This is a genomic window from Actinoplanes lobatus, from assembly GCF_014205215.1.
Classification (GTDB): Bacteria; Actinomycetota; Actinomycetes; order Mycobacteriales; family Micromonosporaceae; genus Actinoplanes; species Actinoplanes lobatus.
In genome coordinates, this window is record NZ_JACHNC010000001.1 from 2,043,967 (window position 1) to 2,064,554 (window position 20,588).

16 protein-coding genes are annotated in these 20,588 nt (G+C 70.6%); 12 read left to right on the forward strand and 4 right to left on the reverse strand.

Features of this window, described 5'->3' with window-relative positions:
• Positions 1-35 precede the first annotated feature (35 nt).
• A complete protein-coding gene (locus tag BJ964_RS09295) occupies positions 36-659 on the forward strand; it encodes a calcium-binding protein (protein ID WP_203832528.1) in 624 nt (207 codons plus the stop codon).
• A gap of 63 nt (positions 660-722) precedes the next feature.
• Positions 723-2,360 (forward strand): aspartate:alanine exchanger family transporter, encoded by a 1,638-nt coding sequence (locus BJ964_RS09300; protein ID WP_188120303.1) that lies wholly within the window; start codon positions 723-725, stop codon positions 2,358-2,360.
• Here BJ964_RS09300 and BJ964_RS09305 read toward each other — a convergent pair.
• On the reverse strand, positions 2,329-3,495 hold the full coding sequence (locus tag BJ964_RS09305; protein WP_229806963.1) for a WD40 repeat domain-containing protein: 1,167 nt from the start codon (positions 3,493-3,495) through the stop codon (positions 2,329-2,331). The two genes, BJ964_RS09300 and BJ964_RS09305, sit on opposite strands and share 32 nt — an antisense overlap.
• A 158-nt stretch (positions 3,496-3,653) precedes the next feature.
• Between BJ964_RS09305 and BJ964_RS09310 the strand changes: the two genes are divergently transcribed.
• Both BJ964_RS09310 and BJ964_RS09315 read left to right on the forward strand, forming a co-directional pair.
• Positions 3,654-6,125, forward strand: coding sequence for a hypothetical protein (locus tag BJ964_RS09310; protein WP_188120304.1), 2,472 nt, complete (start codon positions 3,654-3,656; stop codon positions 6,123-6,125).
• Between the two features lie 230 nt (positions 6,126-6,355).
• Positions 6,356-8,002 carry an SdrD B-like domain-containing protein gene (locus BJ964_RS09315; protein WP_188120305.1) on the forward strand — a complete coding sequence of 549 codons (1,647 nt, stop codon included), beginning with the start codon at positions 6,356-6,358 and terminating at the stop codon, positions 8,000-8,002.
• A gap of 54 nt (positions 8,003-8,056) precedes the next feature.
• Here the strand turns inward: BJ964_RS09315 and BJ964_RS09320 are convergent, their stop codons facing one another.
• Positions 8,057-8,338, reverse strand: coding sequence for a PLD nuclease N-terminal domain-containing protein (locus BJ964_RS09320; protein ID WP_188120306.1), 282 nt, complete (start codon positions 8,336-8,338; stop codon positions 8,057-8,059).
• Positions 8,339-8,501: 163 nt separating this feature from the next.
• On the opposite strand from BJ964_RS09320, the gene BJ964_RS09325 reads away from it, so the two are divergent.
• From BJ964_RS09325 to BJ964_RS09335, 3 genes are all read left to right on the forward strand, one after another.
• Positions 8,502-13,361, forward strand: a complete 4,860-nt coding sequence (locus BJ964_RS09325) for a GAF domain-containing sensor histidine kinase (RefSeq protein ID WP_229806962.1) — start codon at positions 8,502-8,504, stop codon at positions 13,359-13,361.
• Positions 13,362-13,533: 172 nt separating this feature from the next.
• Positions 13,534-14,253: a GAF and ANTAR domain-containing protein gene (locus BJ964_RS09330; protein ID WP_188120308.1), complete on the forward strand. Its 720-nt coding sequence runs from the start codon at positions 13,534-13,536 to the stop codon at positions 14,251-14,253.
• A gap of 24 nt (positions 14,254-14,277) precedes the next feature.
• On the forward strand, positions 14,278-15,009 hold the full coding sequence (locus tag BJ964_RS09335; RefSeq protein WP_188120309.1) for a GAF and ANTAR domain-containing protein: 732 nt from the start codon (positions 14,278-14,280) through the stop codon (positions 15,007-15,009).
• Between the two features lie 33 nt (positions 15,010-15,042).
• Here BJ964_RS09335 and BJ964_RS09340 read toward each other — a convergent pair whose 3' ends face one another.
• Together BJ964_RS09340 and BJ964_RS09345 are read right to left on the reverse strand one after the other, a co-directional pair.
• Positions 15,043-15,486: a hemerythrin domain-containing protein gene (locus BJ964_RS09340; RefSeq protein ID WP_188120310.1), complete on the reverse strand. Its 444-nt coding sequence runs from the start codon at positions 15,484-15,486 to the stop codon at positions 15,043-15,045.
• On the reverse strand, positions 15,483-16,523 hold the full coding sequence (locus tag BJ964_RS09345) for a fatty acid desaturase family protein (protein WP_203832527.1): 1,041 nt from the start codon (positions 16,521-16,523) through the stop codon (positions 15,483-15,485). The genes BJ964_RS09340 and BJ964_RS09345 overlap by 4 nt, the downstream gene beginning before the upstream one ends.
• A 285-nt stretch (positions 16,524-16,808) precedes the next feature.
• Here BJ964_RS09345 and BJ964_RS09350 point away from each other — a divergent pair, with 285 nt between their 5' ends.
• The 5 genes from BJ964_RS09350 (at position 16,809) to BJ964_RS09370 (ending at position 20,525) form a co-directional block, all read left to right on the forward strand.
• Positions 16,809-17,168, forward strand: coding sequence for a response regulator (locus BJ964_RS09350; RefSeq protein WP_188120312.1), 360 nt, complete (start codon positions 16,809-16,811; stop codon positions 17,166-17,168).
• Positions 17,165-18,613, forward strand: a complete 1,449-nt coding sequence (locus BJ964_RS09355; protein WP_188120313.1) for an ATPase domain-containing protein — start codon at positions 17,165-17,167, stop codon at positions 18,611-18,613. The genes BJ964_RS09350 and BJ964_RS09355 overlap by 4 nt, the downstream gene beginning before the upstream one ends.
• Before the next feature lie 211 nt (positions 18,614-18,824).
• On the forward strand, positions 18,825-19,268 hold the full coding sequence (locus tag BJ964_RS09360; RefSeq protein WP_262479325.1) for a DUF5994 family protein: 444 nt from the start codon (positions 18,825-18,827) through the stop codon (positions 19,266-19,268).
• A 145-nt stretch (positions 19,269-19,413) separates the two neighbouring features.
• A complete protein-coding gene (locus tag BJ964_RS09365; protein ID WP_188120315.1) occupies positions 19,414-19,980 on the forward strand; it encodes a hemerythrin domain-containing protein in 567 nt (188 codons plus the stop codon).
• A gap of 173 nt (positions 19,981-20,153) precedes the next feature.
• On the forward strand, positions 20,154-20,525 hold the full coding sequence (locus BJ964_RS09370; protein ID WP_188120316.1) for a hypothetical protein: 372 nt from the start codon (positions 20,154-20,156) through the stop codon (positions 20,523-20,525).
• Positions 20,526-20,588 lie beyond the last annotated feature (63 nt).

The following is a 20,588-nucleotide window of genomic DNA, read 5'->3' on the forward strand; positions in this document are numbered from 1 at the left end:
TGACCGAGCGACAGCGAGCACAACGGGGGAATCCGATGAACATCTTCAACCGCAAGGCCCTGGCCCTCATCGGCGCGACGGCGACGGCCGTGGCCACCAGCGCCCTCTTCGCCTCCGCGGCGCAGGCCGCCACCGTCGGCAAGGCCGAGGTGGTGGGCGTGCACAAGAGCATCGTCAGGTTCACCGCCGCCGCCGGCCAGGCGAACTCGCTGACCATCACCATCTCCGGCCGGACCGTCACCCTCGACGACAAGGTCGCGATCAAGGCCGGCAAGGGCTGCAAGGCGGTCAAGGGCGACAAGACCAAGGTCAAGTGCACCACTTCCCGTACGCCCACCGAGCTCAGCATCCTGCTCGGCGACAGGAGCGACCGGGTCCACAACCGCACCGGCGTGTTCATGGCGGCCGACGGCGGCACCGGCAACGACGTCCTGAGCGGCGGCTCGGACAGCGACCGGCTGATCGGCGGTGCCGGCAACGACAAGCTGAGCGGCAACGGCGGCAACGACGCGATCGACGGCGAGGCGGGCAACGACCACCTCTTCGGCGGCGCCGGCAAGGACTGGATCTACGGCGGCGCGGGCGACGACACCCTCACCGGTGGCGCCGGCCGGGACGAGCTCGTCGGTGGCCCCGGGGTCGACCGGGTCACCCAGTAAGGCCGTTCGCCGTACCCCGTGATCTGGATTTTGTAGTGTGATCACGGGGTATGGAGGGTGATCTTGTCCCCGATCGAGATTCTGGCGGCCAACGAGGTCCTGCTCTGCGCGATCGTCCTCGGCCTCGGACATCTCGTCGGCAATCTCCGGATCCGCGGTGTCGCCCTCGGCGTCGCCGCGGTCTTCTTCGTCGGCCTCGGCATCGGCGCGCTGGACGAGCGGCTGCGCCTGCCGGACTTCGCCGACGAGTTCGGCCTGGCCCTGTTCGTCTACCTGATCGGGCTCGCCGGCGGCCCGACCTTCTTCGCGGCGCTGCGCCGGCGCGGTCTGCGCGACAACGCCTTCGTCGCCGCGGTCCTCACCGTCGCGGCGCTGACCGCGGTCGGCGCCGCGGCCGCCTTCCACCTGAGTCCCGCCACCGCGGCCGGCGTCTTCGCGGGCGCGCTGGTCAACGTGCCGGCGCTGGGCAGCGCGCAGGAGGCGCTACGCGCCATCGACCCGGCCGAGGGGGGACGGCTCGCCAACGACGCGGCGGTCGGCATGAGCCTCACCTACGGGTACGGCGTGATCGCCATGATCGGCGCCCTGATCACCTACATGATCTTCGTCCGGGTCGACTTCGGGCGTGAGGCCGCCGAGAACACCCGCCTCGCGCCCGCCCCGAAGAAGCTGGTCGAACGCACCCTGCTCGTCACCCGGGGCGCCGGCACCGGCATCCGCGACCTCACCGACCGGCTCGCCGAGGACGGTGAGGCCCTACTGGTACGGCTGCGGCGCGGCGACCGGATGCACCTGGCCGCGACCGTACCCGCCCTGTGTGAGGGCGACCTGCTGTCGGTCGTCGGCACGCGCGACGCCACCCGGGACCTCGTCGCCCGGCTCGGCGAGAACGTCAAACCGGCGCTGTCGCTGGATCGCGGCACCCTCGACTTCCGCCGGATCACCGTCTCCGACCCGGACCTGGCCGGCATGACCGTCGCCGAACTCGACCTGCCGCGCCGCCACCACGCGATGATCACCCGGGTACGGCGGGGCGACCACGACCTCATCGCGACGCCCACCACCCGGCTGCAACTCGGCGACCGGGTCCGGGTGGTCGCCGACCGGGACCGCATGCCGGAGGTGACGGCGCTGCTGGGCGACTCCGACCAGTCGCTGACCAGGGTCGACTTCACCGGCCTCACCCTCGGCCTCGCGCTGGGCCTGCTGCTGGGCACCATCGCGGTACCGCTCACCGGCAACGCCACCCTGCGCCTGGGCCTGGCCGGCGGCCCGCTCATCGCCGGCCTGGTCCTGGGCCGTGCCGGGCGGACCGGCCCGATCACCTGGCACCAGCCCCGCTCCACGATCCTGGTGCTGCGCCAGTTGGGCGTGGCGCTGTTCTTCGCGGGAGTCGGCCTGAAATCCGGCGGCGTGCTCGTGCGCGGCTTCTCCGACGGCGATGCCTGGAAGATCATCGCCGCCGGAGCCCTGGTCGCGGCCGGCACCGCCGTCGTCTGCATCGTCGGCGGCCGGCTGCTGCGCATGCCTCTCTCCTGGCTGATGGGCGTCATGGCCGGCATCGACACCAACCCCGCCGTGCTCACCTTCGCCGAGGACCGGACGAGGAACGAACTGCCGGCCCTCGCCTACGCCATGGTGTTCCCGATCGCGATGGTCCTGAAGGTTCTCATCGCTCAGCTGATGATCGTGCTGCTCTGAGCGGCGACCCGCTCATGGGGACCCGCCAGAGCCGAACCTTGTCGTCCGCGCCGGCACTGATCAGACGTCTGCCGTTCGGGGTGATCCGCACCGACCAGACCGCCCCTTTGTGCCCGGCCAGCGGCACGCCCACGGGCTTCCCGGTGCGGGACTCCCACACCCGTACGGTCCCGTCGTCGCCCCCGGTGGCCAGCAACCTGCCGTTCGGGCCGAACCGCATGGCCCGCACCGGCCCGGTGTGGCCGGCGAGCGGCGCGGTGGCCGGCCGGTGGGTGACCGTGTTCCACAGCTGCACGGTGTTGTCGCCGCCGGAGGAGGTGGCCAGGAGCTTCCGTACGCGGCTGAACGTGAGCGCGTAGACGGGCCCGGTCGCGCTGACGATCGGCTTGCCCGCCGGCTCGCCGGTGGCCGGGTTCCACAGCCGCACGACGTTGCCGCCACCGGAGGCGGCGAAGAGCCGGCCGTCGGGGCTGAAGCTCATCGCGTACAGCGGGCCCGGCTTGATGGTCAGCACCTCGCTGACGGGCTTGCCGGTGCCGGTCTCCCACAGCCGCACGACATCGCCGGCACCGGAGGTCGCGAGCCGGTCGCCGTCCTCGCTGAACACGACCGAACGCACACCGCCGGCGTGGGCGTCGATGGTCCGTACCGTCTCCCCGGCCGGATTCCACAGCCGCACCGTGCCGTCGTCACCGGCGGTGGCCATCAGCCGGGCGGGCTTGCTGAACGCCACCGAGCGCACCGGCCCGACGTGGCCGGTCAGCGGCGGCCCGGCCGGCTGCCCGGTGGCGGCGTCCCACAGCGAGACGCCGTCGTCACCGGCGATCGCCAGCCGCTTGCCCTCGAAGCTGTACGCCAGGGAGTGGATCGGTCCGGTATGGCCGGTGATCGGCGCGCTGACCGGGCGCCCGGTCAGCGCGCTCCACTGCCGCACCGTCCCGTGACTCACGGTCGCGAACGCCCGCCCGCCGGGGCGCATGGCGATCTCCCCGTCCTCACCGGGCACGACGACGCGCGCTTTGCTGGACGCGACGGGCTCGGCCTCCACCGCGTGCGCGGGCCGCGGGCCGGCCGCCACGGCGGTGAGCGCGAGCAGCCCGGCCAGAGCCACCGCCAAATTACTCTTGGTAGTCACATCTGCACGATAACGACATGCCTTGTGACTGATCATCCGTTTTACCCGATTCATCCACCCGAGTGCGATCGCGCTTGTGCACCGATCGACGGATCGATACCGTAACGGCGCGTCGGCCTTGATCGTTTCCGGCGCCTCTCACGGGGAGGACCTCAACCATGGCTCGACGGCCCCGTTCCGGGCTGCGTTCGTTCGGCGTCGGCACCGCGGTACTGCTCGGCGGCTCGCTGCTCGTCGCGCCCGTCGCCGCGCACGCGGACACTCCCCGGACCGCCACACCCGCGGCCGCCACCGACGAGATCACCCTGGTCCCGGAGACCGGCGGCCGTACGGCGATCCAGGTCACACCGGCCTCCGGTGAGCCGACGGCGCCGGTCGGATTCGTGTCGACCGGCGGAACCGTGCGGGCCGAGCGGCTCGACGGAAGCTCCGGCCCCGAAGTCACGGCGAAGACCGGCGCGCCGGCCGCCAGGACGTCGGTCGCGGCCGGCACGACGTACCGCACCACCATCCGGATCGACTCGCAGAGCAACGCCGCCCCGTCCAAGTCGATCCACCTGTGGAACATCGACACCTGGACGTACGCCGCCGTCGACAACCCCAACGGCACCCTGTACGCCACCGCGGACCTGCCGCCCGGCAACTACCTGGTCGCCGCGATGTACGGCTGGTCCGGCTCGAACACCTACCTGCTCTCCAGGTCGTTCACGGTGAAGGACAGGACGCAGACCGTCGCCCTGGCCGAGTCGGCGACCCGGGAGGTGGCCCTCAAAGCCGACGACCCGACCGCACAGAACAGCGCGAACGCGGTCTGGCTGTCGATGCCCAACGGGGACCTGGTCGGTTTCTCCGGCGGGTACGCCGCGCGGACGTTCGTGAGCACGGCCGCCGTCACCGGCGTCGTCCTGCGAGCGCACCAGCTCCTCACGAAGAGCGGGTCCACCACACTCCGGCCCAGCCCGTACCGGTACGACCTGACGCAGAGCTGGGCACACCCGTTCCCGGCGTCCCTGGTCAGCACGGTGAAGACCGCGTCGCTGGCGAAGACCACGACCACCCTCCGGGCGCAGGGCGTCAACACGACGGGCTGGTACGCGACGGTGCCGAATGTCGGCGAGTGGACTGGCGCCTACCTGTCGACCCCGGTGCGGCTGCCGGCCACCTTCACCGAGTACGTGACTCCCGGAATCGAAGTCGACGGGATCGCCAGATACGGCACCGGCTACATCCTGAGCCTCGGCAGCCGCACCCTCCCGGCCGGCGCCTCCGCCGACACCACGGTCGGCTCCGCACCGGTCGCGCCCGCACGCCGGCCATGGAGGGACGACTCCCGGCGCACCCCGGATCAGATCCATGTCAACGAGAACATGATCCACACGGACACCGACGGGAACACCGGCCTCGATCAGGCCGCGAAGGTCTCGACCACGCTCCGCGCCGGTGACCGGGTGCTGGCGACGGCGGACACCCCCGGCATGGTGGTGGACGTCCCGGCGGGGGAGCAGGCGTACCACCTGGAGCAGACCGCCACCCGCCGGGTGGGCTGGTCCCAGCTCTCGACCAGCATCCACAGCGACTGGACCTTCGCTTCCGCGGGCACCTCCACCGGCCTGCTGCCGCTCATCGATCTCGCGTTCTCGGCATCCGGCCTCGACCAGCGCAACCGGGCCGGCACGGCGCCGGTGAACCTGACCGTGGTCCCGTCGACCCGGCGGACCGCGGCGGCGACCACGATCGAGACGATCGAGTGGTCGGCCGATGACGGCGCTACCTGGGCTGACCTGCCGTTCACCGCATCCGGGGCGGGCGTCACGGCGTCTCTCGCGGTGCCGTCCACGGCCGCGTTCGTGTCGCTGCGGGTGACCGCCCGCAACGCCGACGGCGGCGCGCTGACCCGGACCGTGCTGCGCTCCTTCGCCGGCCCGGCCACCGCGGGCGACCAGGCCACCGGCGACGTGACCATCTCCAACGTCAAGGTCAACGGCGGCCGGCCCCTGAACCTCGGCACCTCCGGCACCGCGTGGGTCACCACGACGTTCACCGCCTCCGCGCCGTCCGGCATCGACCGCGCCGGGCTGGCCCTCTGGCACGGCGCCTACAACGCGCCGGACGGCCGGGAGACCGCCACCGCCACCTGTACACCGGTGAGCGCCACCACCGCGAACTGCAGCGCCTCGGTCTACCTCTGGGACGTGCGTTACCTGATCTCCGGCAACGCGCTGGCCGGCGCCTGGCAGGCCGCGGTGTGGGCGACCGCGAAGGACGGTTCCGGGTACGCCGAACGACAGCGCGCCGGGAGCCTGGTGATGAAGCGGGTCACCCGGCTCACCACGAACGCCACTCCGGAGCCGGTGAAGAAGGGCAAGAAGATCACGGTCAGCGGCGTGCTCACCCGCGCCGACTGGAGCACCGGCGCCTACGGACCGTACGCGTACCGCACCGTCCTGCTGCAGCGCTTCAAGCGCGGCGGTACGGCGTGGACGAACGTCAAGTACGTCCGGACCGACGCCTACGGCCGGCTCAGTACGACCGTGAAGGCGACGGCGGACTCCTCCTACCGGTACGTCTACTTCACCGACGCCACCTCGACGGCGGTCGTCAGCGTCTCCGACTACGTCGACGTGCGCTGACCGGAAGCGGGCAAACAGAATGGCCGTGACCCGCATATTCGCGGGTCACGGCCATTTCCGGCTGGGCTATCGGGTCACCGGGTCAGCTTCTGCTTCGTTATGCGCCGGGTCGCTCCCGGATCGTCGTAACGATTAAGTGTCGCCATGCATTAAGATCCGGAACAGATCGGGAGCCGCCGATGAATGGCGGCTCCGGCGAAACGGGGGAAGACGTGTCATTCCTGCGACCCTTGACCGTTCCCACCGCGCTGCTGGCCGGCGTGGCGGGCGCGTTCATGGCCACCGGCCCCGCATCGGCGGACGCCGACGCCGCCAACGTGGTCCTCGAGGTTCTCGCGAAACGCAACATCCTGCCCACGAACGGCTGGTCCAGCGTGGACGTCCAGATCCGCAACGACGGGACGCTCCCCGCCGCCGGCGTGACCGTGGCCCTCACGCTGCCGACCGGCCTGCGCCCGGGCGGAGCGGAGAGCACCAGCGACTGGGAGTGCGACTGGGCCACCCCGGTCATGACGTGCACCCACATCGGCGACCTCGAACCCGGCGAGTCGAAGCGGGTGATGGCCCGCAGCGTCGGCGTCGAAGGCGTCCAGGCCGGGACCGCGCTCCCGGTCAGCGCCACCGCGACGACGACCACGGCGGAGAGCTCGACCGCCGACAACACGGCGACCAGGATCATTCGCATCGTCGCCACCGGAGTGGTCCGCGGCCGGGTCTTCAACGACCTCAACGCCGACGGCGTCCGGCAGGAGAGCGAGCCGACCGTGACCGACGTGGGCCTGTCGATCCGCTCACAGGACGACGAGGACAGCTACGGGTTCTCGAACTCCTTCAACGGGATCTACCAGTACGACGTACCGACCAAGCGCTACCGGATCGACACCACCCTGATCCGGAACAACTGGCGGTTCACCACGCCGAACGTCGGCAGCGACGCCACCGACTCCGACCTGCGGATGACCTCCGAGGGGCAGTACTCCCAGACCGGCGAGAGCCCGGTGTTCACGGTGACCGCCGCGACCCCGACCGTCGTCGACCTGGGCGTGATCGCGGCCTACCGCCCGACCGGGGTCACCCCCGCATCCGCCCTCCAGGGCACGGCACCCGTGGTGCGGCTGACCGGCGACGCGTTCAGCGAGAGCCTGACGGTCAAGCTCACCCGCGCCGGCTCCGACCCGATCACCGGCACCGTCTCGAACGTCGCCGCCGACCGTAGGTCGATGGACGTGACGTTCCCGCTGGGCCAGGCCGCGACCGGGGCGTGGACGCTCACCATCGACCGGCAGTACGGCCCGCACGCCGAACTCGCGAACGCCTTCCGCATCACCCTGCCGCCATTGCGGGCCACCACGGCACCGTCGATCACCGGGACGGTCGCGGTGGGCTCGACGGTGAAGGCCACGACCGGCGCCTGGAGCCCCGCCGCCACGTCCTACACCTATCAGTGGTCGGCGAACGGCGCCGCGATCAAGGGCGCGACCGGCGCGTCGCTGACGATTCCGGCGTCCGTGGCCGGCAAGCGGCTGACCGTCAAGGTCACCGCGATCCGGGCCGGCAACGACAACGGGACCGCGGTCTCGGCGGCGACGGCGGCGGTCGCGAAGGGCAAGGCCGCCAAGGCGACCAGGAAGCCCAAGATCTCCGGTACGGCGAAAGTCGGCCGGAAGCTGACCGCCGGTGTCGGCTCGTGGTCGCCGAAGGTGGACTCGTACCGATACGAGTGGCGGGTGAACGGCAAGCTGATCAAGGGCGCTTCCGCCCGTACGCTGAGGTTGAAGTCCGCCTGGTGCAACAAGAAGATCACCGTGACGGTGATCGCGGTGAAGGCGGGCTACGCCGACGGCCGTGCCACCAGCACCGCGGTGAGGGTCCGATAGCAACTCGGCCGGTGATCAACGATCACCGGCCGGCCCGTCTTCAAAGGTGTTTCCTCAGCGCCGGCGCAACTGCTCGGTGAGCTGGCGGAGGAACGCGGGGTCGTCGTCCGGGCCGATCGGGCGGCGAGCGGTCGCGGCGCGGGCCGGTGCCGCCGCGGCCCGACCGCCGAGGAACCACACGACCGCGCCGCTGACCGGGATGAGCACGATGATCGCGGCCCACGCGGCACGCGGGAACGACCGGACCCGCGACCGGTCGGTGAGCAGGCAGTCGATCAGGGCCAGCACGCTGAGCGCGACGACGGCGAGCAGAAGGAACGTGAGCAGTCGGGTCATGCCCATTACGGTGGCGGCCGTAGGCGGCAGCGCCGGTCCCACCACGGTGCCGATCGGTTGCCGCGCATCCGAGGTGCCCATGGCCGTCCGATGATTACCATCGGAACACGGGGGTCCACGAGATCGGCTGGCTATGGAAGCGGAAAAAGATCACGTTGACGGTGTGATTATCCGTTACCAGGGTGAGGAACTGCTCTACCTGAGTGACCGGACGCAGGTCACCCGCCGTATTCCACCCGACGGGCCCGGCGTGATCTACAAACACGCCGCCGGTGCAGGGGCGGCCCACCGGATCGAGCACGAACGCGCCGTCCTGGAGAAGCTCGCCGGCCTGCCCGGTGTCCCCCGCCTGGCCGCACACCAGCCGCGCCGGACCCTGGTCATGCAGGACGACGGCGGCGGCCCGCCACCGGCCGGGCCGATGCCGCTGCCCGACCTGGTCCGCACCGCACACGCCCTCGCCACCACGCTCACCGCGGTCCACCGCGCCGGCGTCCTGCACCGCGACATCACCCCGGCCAACGTGGTGCTGCGGTCCCACGCGCCGCCGCTGCTGATCGACTTCGATCTCGCGATCACCGGCACATCGGAGGCGGGCGAGGGCCCGGTCGGCACCCTGGGTTTCCTGCCACCGGAGCAGACCGGCCGCAGCGGTCTGGGCATCGACCGCCGCGCCGACCTCTACGGCCTCGGCGCCACCCTCTACGCCCTGGCCACCGGCGTTGCCCCGGTCACCGGCCGCGATCCGCTGGAGTTGATGCACGCCACCCTGGTCGGGACGCCGGCCGTGCCGGGCCTGCCGCCGCGGCTGGGCGACATCATCATGCGGCTGCTGGAGAAGGACCCGGACCGGCGCTACCAGAGCGCCGAGGGCCTCGCCCACGATCTGACCCGCTGGACGGCCGACCCGGACGGCAACTGGGAGCTGGGCGAACGCGACTTCCCGCCGTTCCTGCCGGCGCCGCCCACCCTGGTCGGCCGGGACCAGCAGGTCGGCACGCTCGCCACGGCCCTGGACCGGGCGCTGGCCGGCGACGGCCGGGCCGTGCTGGTCAGCGGCCCGCCCGGGATCAGCAAGAGCGCCCTGATCCGGACGCTGCGCCCGCTGGTCGCCGCGCACGACGGCTGGTTCCTCGCCGGCAAGTACGAGCAGTTCGGCGCCGTTGTCGGCAACAGCGGTCTGAGCCAGCTGGTCGGCGGCCTGGCCCGGCTCCTGCTCGCCCTGCCGGAGGCGGAGCTGGAGGGCCATCGGGAGCGGCTGGTCGCCGCGTTGGGTGAGGCCGGCCAGGTGCTGTCCGACGCCGCGCCCGAGGTGGACGTCCTGCTCGGCGGGCGGGTGGCGGCCGAGCCGGCGGAACTGGTGACTCCGCCGGCCTGGGCCAGCGACAGCCTGATCACGCTGCTGCGCACGGTCGCGGTCCATCGCCCGCTGGTCGTGGTCGTCGACGATCTGCAGTGGGCCGGGCGGGCGGCGCTACGGGTGCTGGACGGGCTGGTGGCCGTCGGTCCGATCCCCGGAGTGCTGGTCGTGTGCGCCTACCGGGACGAGGAGGTCGCCGCCGGCCATCCGCTCACCGGCCTTCTCACGCGCTGGGAGCGTGACGATCTCGTCGCGCCGCCGCTGCGGCTGGCCGGGCTGGACCGGGCCGGGCTGGCCGAGCTCACCGGGGCGGTGTTGCGGGTGGATCCCGCGGCCACGGCGGCGCTCGCCGGTCTGATCGGCACGGCGAGCGCCGGAAACCCGTACGCCACCGTTGAACTGATCAACGGGCTCCGCACGGAGGGCCTGCTGAGGCCGGCGGGGTCCGGCTGGGACTGGGACCCGGATCCGGTACGCGACTTCGTCACCCGCCACCACCTGCCACAACTGCTCACCACCCGGCTGGGGCAGCAGTCACCGGCGACCCGGCGCGTGCTGGTCGCGCTGACCTGTCTCGGCTCCGACGTATCCCCGGAGTTGCTCGCCACCGCCACCGCGACTCCGCCGGACACGCTGCCGGCCCATCTGGCTCCCGCCGTCACCGACGGCTTGATCAGCGTGGGCAGCACCGTCAGGTTCTGCCACGACCTGGTCCTGCGGGCGGCCCGCGATCTGCTCCCGGCCGCCGAGCTGGATCGGGAGCGGCTGGCGATGGCCCGTCGCCTGGCCGCCCACGACGGGTACGAGCAGCAGGCCGCCGAGCAGTACCTCGCGGTTCCCGGCCTGATCGGCGACGACGGTGAGCGCCGGACCGCGGCCGCCCTGCTGCACCGGGCCGGCCGCCGGGCCGCGCGTACCACCAACTACCCGGCCGCCGACGAGCTGCTGGCCGCGGCCGACCGGGTGCTGGCCGACGTCGACGCCGCCGCCGCCGACCGGGACGCGATCGCGGTGGACCGGCATGCCGCCCTCTACTGCCTGGGCCGGCGCGCCGACGCCGACCGGATCTACCACGATCTCGCCGCCCGTTCCTCGAACCCGCTCACCCTGGCCGCGGCCACCGCCGTACAGATCAACAGCCTGACCGTGCGTGGCGAATGCCGCGCGGCGATCGCTCTCGGGCTCGACGCCCTGCGGCGGCTCGGCATCACCCCGCCGGCCGACCTGGTCGCCGACAACCAGCGCACGCTGCTCGAACTCCGGGACTGGGTCGCCGCCCATGGGCCGGCCTACCCGGCCCGGGAGTCCGCCGATCCGTGGATCATCGCGGTGGCCCGGATCCTGCGGCGGATGACCGGGCCCGCCTACCTGATCGACCGGGACTGGCACGCCTGGCTGGTGCTGCAGATACACACGCTGTGGCAGCGCAACGGGGTGTGCGAGCCACTGGCCGCCACTCTGGGCCTGGTGATCCGGGTGACGGCCTGGATGCTCGACGACTACCGCACCGGATACCTGCTGACCGGGTACGCGTTGCGGGCTGCCCGCGAGCACGGTTACCGCACGGCGGCCGCGGGGGCCGCCTACATGCATCTGCTACTGGCCGCGCCCTGGTTCGAGCCGCTGGAGGAGGTCGTCGAGGGCTGCTGGCAGGTCCGTGACGATCTCCTCGCGATCGGCGACGTACAGCTCGCCGGGCTGCACTGGGCGCTGTCGCTGATCCTGCAACTGGAGACCGAGGACTCCCTGGAGACCTGCGCCGAGGACACCGAGGCGGCGCTGGCCTTCGCGGAGCGGACCGGCAACCGGCACACCCGGCTGTTCGCACGTGGGCACCGGCAGCTGATCCGGACGCTGCGCGGGCAGGGCTCCTTCGCCGCCGACGACTTCGACGAGGCGGCCCACCTCGACGACATCGACGAGAACCTCCCGGCTCTGGCCGGCTATCACCTGAATCGGGCGCTGGCGGCGCTGCTCGGCGACGACGCCGTGGCCCTGGAGAAGCACTCGGCCGAGGCGATGAGGCACTGCGACGCGTTTCGCGGGTTCTACGGCAGCGCCCTCGCCCGGGTGATCCGCTGCCTCAGCGATCCCTCGCCCGCGACGACGGACGCCCGGAACTGGCTGGCCCGCCGGGCCGCCGACGCGCCCCGCAACTTCCGGCCGCTGCTGCTGCTCGTGGACGCCGAGATCGCCCGGGCCGCGGGGGACGCCGCCGCGGCCCTCCGGCTGTTCGACACGGGTCTGCACGAGGTGACCGGCCGCCCGTGGCATCACGCCCTGCTCGCCGAACGGGCCGCCCGCCTGCACCTGGAACAGGGTCTGACACACACCGGACGCCGTCTGCTGGCCGAGGCGCGCGACGCGTACCGGGCGTGGGGCGCGGCGGCGCCGGTCGCACGGCTGGAGACCGCACACCCGTTCCTGCGGAACACCGCGAGCGGCGGTTCGGACAGCGTGGCCGCCGACCATCTGGACCTGATGGCGATCCTGCGCGCATCGCGGGCGCTCAGCTCGCAGACCACCCTCGCCGGACTGACCGAGCAGGTCACCGATGTGCTGTGCGCCATGACCGGGGCCACCGACGTGTGCCTGTCGCTGCGGAGCCGCATCGTCTCCGCCGGCTGCCACACGGATCTGCCGTCGGCCGCCGTCCGCTACGTCCAGCGCACCCGCCAGCCGCTGCTGGTCGCCGACGCGACCCACGACGACCGGTTCTCCCACGACCCCTACCTGGCCGGCCTGGAGGCATGCAGCCTGCTCGTCATCCCGGTGCCCTGCCACAGCGCCGAGGACGCCGTCCTGGTCCTGGTCAACCGCAGGCAACGCGGCGTCTTCTCCACCAGCCGCCTGCAGACCGTCGAACTGATCGCCGGGCAACTGGCCGTCTCCCTCGACAACGCCCTGCTCTACGACTCCCTGGAGAACGAGGTCCGGGCCCGTACCGCGGAACTCGCCGACCGCAACCGCGACCTGGAAGCCGCCGGCCAGCTCAAATCCGACCTGATCGGCATGCTCGGCCACGAGATCAACAACCCGCTCGGCACGATCTTCGGCTACCTGGACCTCATCCTGACCGACGACCCCCTACCGCCGTCAGCCGAGGAACTGGTCGTCAAGGTCCAGCGCACCACCCGGCGGCTGGCCGGCATCGTCGACGAAGTACTGGCCCTGGTCAGCATCGACGCCGGCCGGCTCATCGCGACCCCACGCCCGGTCCGGGTCGCCGACCACATCGAGGCCGCACTCGCCACCACCGCCGCGGTCACCGTCTCCTGCCCACCCGACCTGACCGCCGCCGTACAACCCGGCCACCTCGACCAGATCCTCACCAACCTGATCAGCAACGCCGCCAAGTACGGCGGCGGCGTCGAGACGATCGACGCACGCGCCTCCGACGGCGGTTCCGTCACCATCGACGTCACCGACCGCGGCCCCGGCGTGCCACCGGAATTCCGCGACCACCTCTTCAACCGTTTCGCCCGCGCCGAATCCACCGCCGGCAAGGCCCCCGGCACCGGCCTGGGCCTCTACATCGTCCGCGAACTCGCCCGCGCCAACGGCGGAGACGTACGCTACCGCCCCGCGCCCGAAGGAGGATCGATCTTCGTGGTCTCACTTCCCCAGGCGGCTCACCGAACCGGCGTCACGGCACGAGGCTGAGGCGTCCGGCCCCCGGAGTTGTTGGGGCCGGCCGGCCGGCAGTGCGCGAGTAGGGTGGAGCCACATCGGCGGCTCCTGCCGCTCTTGCCCTTGGTGCGCATGCCGGGAAGGGGACGGTTGTGCCGGCCTTGCCGCATGAATCGGACCGGTCTTCTCCTGAGTGCCCGTCGCCATGACCCCGTCTCAGGACGAGGATGACGGCCGTGCGCTGGTCCGGCGGTTCATCGACCGGCAGCCGGCGGACCTGGATCTGCTGCGGCGGATCTGCCGGGCCGTCGTCGAGGCATTGCCGGCCAGCGGGTCGGGGATCAGCGTGATGACCGCCGACGGGACTCTCGGGGTGTGCGCGGCGTCGGATCCGGCGAGCGAGCGCGTCGAGGAGTTGCAGTTCGTCCTCGGTGAGGGGCCGTGCGTCGATGCGTTCGGAGCTCGCCGGCCGGTGCTCATGGCGGACCTGTCCGATGTCCCGGCCCGCCGGTGGCCGCTCTACGTTCCCGCCGTCCGGGACGAGGGTGTGCGCGCCGTTTTCGCGTTTCCTCTCCAGGTCGGTGCGGCACGTCTGGGTGTCCTGGATGTCTACCGCGACCGGGTGGGACCGTTGAGCGGTACGGAACTCCAGATGTCCTTCACCTTCGCGGCAGTGGTCGTGGAGGCGTTGCTGAACGTGCAACAGGACGGGGTCTTGCGGGACGACGGCGGCGCAGGCCTGGAGGTGGGGCATCGCGCCGAACTGTTCCAGGCGCAAGGGATGGTCATGATGCAGCTGGGTGTGTCCATCGGTGAGGCTCTGGTGCGGATGCGGGCGTACGCCTATGCCGAGAACCGCCGGCTGGAGGATGTCGCCCGCGATGTCGTGGAACGTCGGCTGCGATGGGACGAGGACAAGCAATGAGCGCCGGCTATCGGGAGGCAGAACATGAGCACCGTCTCGGCTGAGCGACTGGCCACCATCTTCGTGGAGGCCGCCGACACCCTGGTCGACGAGTTCGACCTGCTCGACTTCATGCACATGCTCGTCGACCGGGCCAGGGTCCTGGTCGACGCCGCCGCGGCCGGCCTGATGCTGGCCGACGAGCGGGGACGGCTGGAGTTCATGGCCGGCTCCGACGAGAACGTACGCCTGGTCGAGCTCTTTCAGTTGCAGAACGATCAGGGGCCGTGCCTGGAGGCGTTCCGGACCGGCCGGTCGGTGATCAACGTCGATCTCGCCTCCGCGGTGGATCGCTGGCCCCGATTCGCGCCCCGGGCGGCGGAGGCCGGTTTCCGGTCCGTGCACGCGTTTCCTCTCCGCTTGCGCACGCAGGTGATCGGCGCCTTGAACATCTTCGGCAGTTCGGCCGGCGGGGATTTCGATCCCACCGATGTCCCGGTCATGCAGGCCCTGGCCGACGTGGCGACGATCGGCCTGATGCAGGAGCGTGCGATCCGCCGTAGTGAGGCGCTGACCGAGCAGTTGCAGGGGGCGTTGAACAGCCGGATCATCATCGAGCAGGCCAAGGGCGCCCTCGCCCAGATTCTCGGTGTCAGCGTCGACGAGGCGTTCCGCCGGATCCGGGCCTATGCCCGCAACCACAATCGGCGGCTCACCGAGGTGTGCGAACTGATCGTCACCGACCTGGCCCGGTTGCCCGGCCTGACGCAGCCCTGATCTCGTCCTCGAAACGGGGCCGCTTCCCGGCTGTCAGGCCGCGGCCATGGCCTGAACGTCGTTGAGTTCGCCGGTCATCCCGTACAGCCGCTGGACCGGCACATAGCACCGCAGGATCGGGAACTCGTCCAGTTCCTCGCGAGTGAGGTGATCCAGGATGACCCGGTGCAGGGCGGCGAATCCCCGGTCGAATCCGGGGTCGTCGGCACCGAGATCGTCGAGCGTGTCCAGCGACAGCAGGAGGGCGGTCTCCTCCGTCATGCGCATCGTGCCGATCCTGTCGGCGGCGCCGCTCACGTTCCGAACCGCTGGATGAACGACCTTCCGTTCGCCGAGTTCGTGCAGGTGCACGGCATGGGAGAGCGCGGCGAACCGGCAACCTCTTTCCCGGTCACCGCTGCGCTCGACCGCGGCGCACAGCCGGCGGATTTCGTCGTGCTCCCCCAGCAGGGCGTCAATTACATCGAAGAATGTCATCGCGGGCTCCGCTCTGATCGCGCCGCGCGCAGTGGCCCACCCACGGCGTGCAGGTACCGCAGCGCCTGGCGGTACGACTGGAACAGGCCGGTCTCCTCATAGGGGATCCCGATCTGGGCGCAGTACGCCTTGACGAGCGGCTGGGCCCGGCGCAGGTTGGGTGTCGGCATGGCCGGGAACAGGTGGTGCTCGATCTGGTAGTTCAGGCCGCCCAGCGCCGCGTCGGTCAGCCGGCCACCGTTGACGTTGCGCGAGGTCAACACCTGCCTGCGCAGGAAGTCCTCGTCACCGGTCGGGTGCGGCATCCCCTTGTGGTTCGGCGCGAACGTCATGCCCAGGTACACCCCGAACACCGCGTGATGCACGGCGAAGAACGCGAGGGCCTGCAGCGGGGACAGCACCAGCAGCAGGGCGGTGACATAGACGATCCCGTGTACGGCCAGCAGGCCGGCCTCCAGACCGCGGCGCCGCATGCCGGGGCGCCGCAGCGCCTTGATGCTGGAGATCCGCAGATCGAGGCTGAGCAGCGTGAGCAGCGGGAAGAACAGACCGGCCTGGTGACGGGCGATGAACCCCTTGAGCCCACGGCGGCCCCAGGCCGACTCGGTCGCCCAGATCAGGACCTCCGGCTGCACGTCGGGATCGAGCTCGTCGTGGTTCGGATTGTTGTGGTGACGGGTGTGCTTCTCGGTCCACCAGCCGTAACTCATTCCGACGACCAGGTTGCCGGCGATCCGGCCGACGACGTCGCTGGGCCTGCGGGTACGGAACACCTGCCTGTGTGCCACGTCGTGAGCCAGCAGTCCCGCCTGGGCGAACACGACACCGAGCAGCGCCGCGACCAGCAGCGTCCACCACGACGAGCCGACCAGGAGGAAGGCGGCACCGGCGCCACCGAGCATGACGGTCACGACGATCATCCGTACGGCGTAGTAGGCGGGACGCCGTACGAGCAGCCCGGCATCGGTGATCTGGCGGTTCAATGCGGCGAAGTCGCTGCCGGCCGATCTGGGGCGCTGGGTGACGGATGCGATCATGTGCGACGACTCCTTAGTGGCACCGCCCGCCATGCGAACACGTGAGGGCGTGGACCGTTGAAGAGGCCGCGGAGTCTGGACGGCCGCTCGCCACCGATGGAACGGTGACGGCAATCTTCCACTACCCCGGCGGTGGGCCCGATAAACCGGCCGCCAAAGGATTTCCGGCGACGAGAACGCCCTCGCGATAACCGGCGCGATATCCGTTTGGGGCGCGTATGAACCGGTTACGCTGACTGAGGTCGAGGCCGGAGGCTCTGCCTCGGAGGTGAACGGGTGGCTTCGGTGGGCAGGATCCTGGTGGTCGATGACGAACCCGATCTACGGTTCATACTTCATCGCATCCTCGCCCGGGCGGGTCACGAGATCGCTGAGGCCGGAGACGGCGCCGCTGCCCTCACCTCGGTGCACGAGTCGCCGCCGGATCTGGTGGTGACCGACATGATGATGCCGGTAATGGGCGGTGTCGAATTCATCCGCCGGCTGCGCGCCGACCCGGCGACCGCGACGATCCCGGTCCTGGCCGTCAGCGGCGACTGGCAGCTGGCCGTCGACGCCGACGCCGTACTGGCCAAGCCGTACGAACGCACCGAACTGCTCACCGTGGCCGAGAATCTGCTCCGGAAAGGACGTGACCGGCGGTGACACGGCTGTCGACCGGACTTGCGGACCTCGACCTGATCATGGGCGGCGGCCTGGAGCAGGGGTCGGCGACGGTGATCGCCGGGCCGCCCGGGTCGGGCAAGACGATCCTGGCGCAACAGATCTGCTTCGCCAACGCCACCACCGAGCACAAGGCCGTCTATTACACGACCCTGTCCGAGCCGCACTCCAAACTCGTCGAGCACCTGCGCGTCTTCCCGTTCTTCCGCCCGAAGGCGCTGGGCTCCCGGGTCGAGTACGTGCACCTAGGGGACATGCTGCGCAGCACCGCCGCCGACGACCTCGAACCGCTGATCGACGAGGTGGTCCGCAGAGCCCTCGACGACGAGCCGGCACTGGTCGTGATCGACAGCACCAAGGTGCTCCGGGACTTCGTCAGCGACCACGCCCTCCGGACCGCGCTGTACGACCTCACCAGCCGGGTCGCCCACAGCAGGACCGTGCTCCTGCTGCTGGGGGAATACACCCCCGAGGAGATGTGCACCGGGCCCGAGTTCACCCTCTGCGACGCGATCGTGCACCTGTCTTACCAGGCGCGGGAACCGATCGACCGGCGTGCCCTGCGGGTGGTCAAGATGCGCGCCACCAACCACCTCGGCGGCGCCCACACCGTACAGATCACCCCTGCCGGTTTCCGGGTCTATCCCCGGATCGAGGCGTTGCTGCCCGGCGACGTGCCGTCCAAGGACGTCCGGATCCCGTCCGGGATCGACGGGCTGGACGCGTTGATGGGCAGCGGAATACCGCAGGCCGACGCGACTCTCGTGCTCGGGCCCTCCGGCGTGGGCAAGACCATCGGCTGTCTCAACTTCCTCGCCGAAGGCCTGGCCCGCGGCGAACGGTGCGCCTACATCACCTTCCAGGACACCGTCGACCAACTGGTCGACATGGCCGGCACGTTCGGCCGGGACTTCGAGACGCCCCGCATCGACGGCAGATTGGTGATCTCCCACGTGCCGGTGGGGGATCTCGACCTGGACGTCCTGGCGTCGGTGGTCCGGCACCGCCTCACCGACGGCGCCACGACCCGAATCGTGATCGACAGCCTGTCCGAGATGGCCGTCGCGGCACGCGAAGCCGTACGCTTCCCCGCCTATCTGCGCAGCCTGCTCGGCATCGTCCGCACCGCCGGCGCGTCCCTCTGGGTGACCAGTGAGACCCGCACGTTCGGGCCCATGGAAGAGCCGTTCGCCGGGCTGATGTTCCTGTTCCAGAACGTGATCCAGATCCGCTACATCGAGCACCGTGCCGCGATCGGCCGGGTCCTCAACGTCCTGAAGATGCGCAACAGTCACCACGACAACAGGTTGCACGCCTGCGACATCACCGAGCGCGGCGTCGCCGTCGGTGACGCCGTCGACCACGTCACCGGAATACTCGGCTGGAGCCCGCTCCGCCACAGTCCCGGCAGCGATCCGGCTCGATAGGCCGCGCGCCGACCGACGGTGAGCTCCCAGCCAGCGCGCGTACAGTGAGAAGTGACCGATGGCCTCGCTGTCGGGCGCCGGCCCCGGTCGGCGTGCGTGGCCCCGGCAACAGCCGGATGCCGCGCCATTCACCGGCCTCGGTGGACCTCGTCTCGCCCGCGTCGTCGGGCCGGACCCGCGCCTGCGTTGGTCCCGGACGACGGGAACACCCATGAGAACCTCGGTTCGACCGCCTGGATCACCGGCCCCTGCGGAAGCACCCCACGCTCGGCTCACCCCGCGGCCCCCGGTTCCGCTGATCGACGGAATGTGGTGGCCGAGTTCGCCCGACCTCGCCACCGAGCTACGGCTTCTGCTACCGGCCCTCGACCACGTCCGTGGCCCGGTGACACGGCTGCTGCTGGCCGTCGGCGACTGGACGACCACACCGCACCGGATCGTCATGGGCGACCGTACGGTCACCGTCGGCTACACGACCTGCCGACCCACGACGGTGATCACGGTGATCTGCGCCGACGGCGGCTCCTTCACCGCGTGCATGGCACCGCAGGGTCCGGCACCCCGATCTCCGAGCCCTCCGGAAACCGGATGGGACGAGGCGGTCTGGGAGACCGAGGACGGCCCCGGCCCGCACGGCTACGCGATCGCGGGGTGAGCGCTGGGCCACCCAGAACCTCCGAAAGGTGACGTTCGGATCGGTTCCGGTCAACCGGCGGACCGCTGTCCCCTACCCGCAGGGATACGCGAGCCCACGCTGGGTACCCGGCATGGATCTCGTCAACGAAACGTGGAGGTTCGCCATGACGGCGACGCAGCAGGACCAGGACGTGATCGACCTGCTCCTCACCCAGCACAACGAGATCAGGGCCTTGTTCGCCGAGGTGAAGAGCACGACCGGTGAGCCCCGTAAGAGTGCCTTCCATCAACTCGTACGCCTGCTCGCCGTGCACGAGAGCGCGGAGGAACTGGTGGTGCACCCGGCTTCCCGGCACGACATCAGCAAGGCCACGATCGACGGCTTCCTCCGGGAGGAGGGCGACATGAAGCGGGAGCTGAACAACCTGTACGCGATCGGCACCGACGGTCCCGGCTTCGACGAGATGTTCGCCGCGTTCGAGCAGGCCGTGATCGCCCACAATACGCACGAGGAGCAGCGGGAGTTCCCGATGCTGCGGCGCAAGGCGGACCCGGCGAAGCTGCGCCGCATGGCGGGTGCCGTGCGCGCCGCCGAGGCCGTCTCGCCCACCCGCCCACACGCCGGCGTAGGCGAGAGCGGCACGACGATGATGCTGGCCGGGCCGCCGATGGCGCTCTTCGACCGGATGCGCGACGCCGTCCGGGACTGGCACCGGGCGAACGAGGCGTGAGAACACCGTCTGATTGTTGACTTGTGCAGTTGCAAAACTCTTCAAGTCGATCTGAGCACAAACCAAATATCGCCGGACGGTGCCAGTCGGTGCCGGACAGCATGTGCGTTCTGTTTCCGCTTGTCGCGCCCATCCTCGACGCATCACCACACACGAACTCCGAGGAGTCGGACATGGCGGAAATGGACGTGGCGCTCAAGGACACGATGCAGATCGACGGAGCTCTGGGAGCAGCCCTCGTCGATCACACCAGCGGCATGGCGCTGGGCACCGTCGGCGGCGGTAGGGATCTCGACCTGACGGTCGCCGCTGCCGGCAACACCGACGTGGTGCGCGCGAAGCTACGCGCGATGGAGATGCTCAACCTCACGGAGACGGTCGAGGACATCCTCATCACGCTGGACACGCAGTATCACCTGATCCGGCCCCTGACCAGCCGATCCGGCAAGGGCCTGTTCCTCTACCTGGTCCTGCACAAGGACCGTGCGAACCTGGCCATGGCCCGCCACCAACTGCGCCGGATCGAACGCGCCCTCGACCTCTGATCAGAAGAAGATCATCAAGGCTTCCACGCCATGCTGATCGACCGACGCGAGTCATGCCCGCCG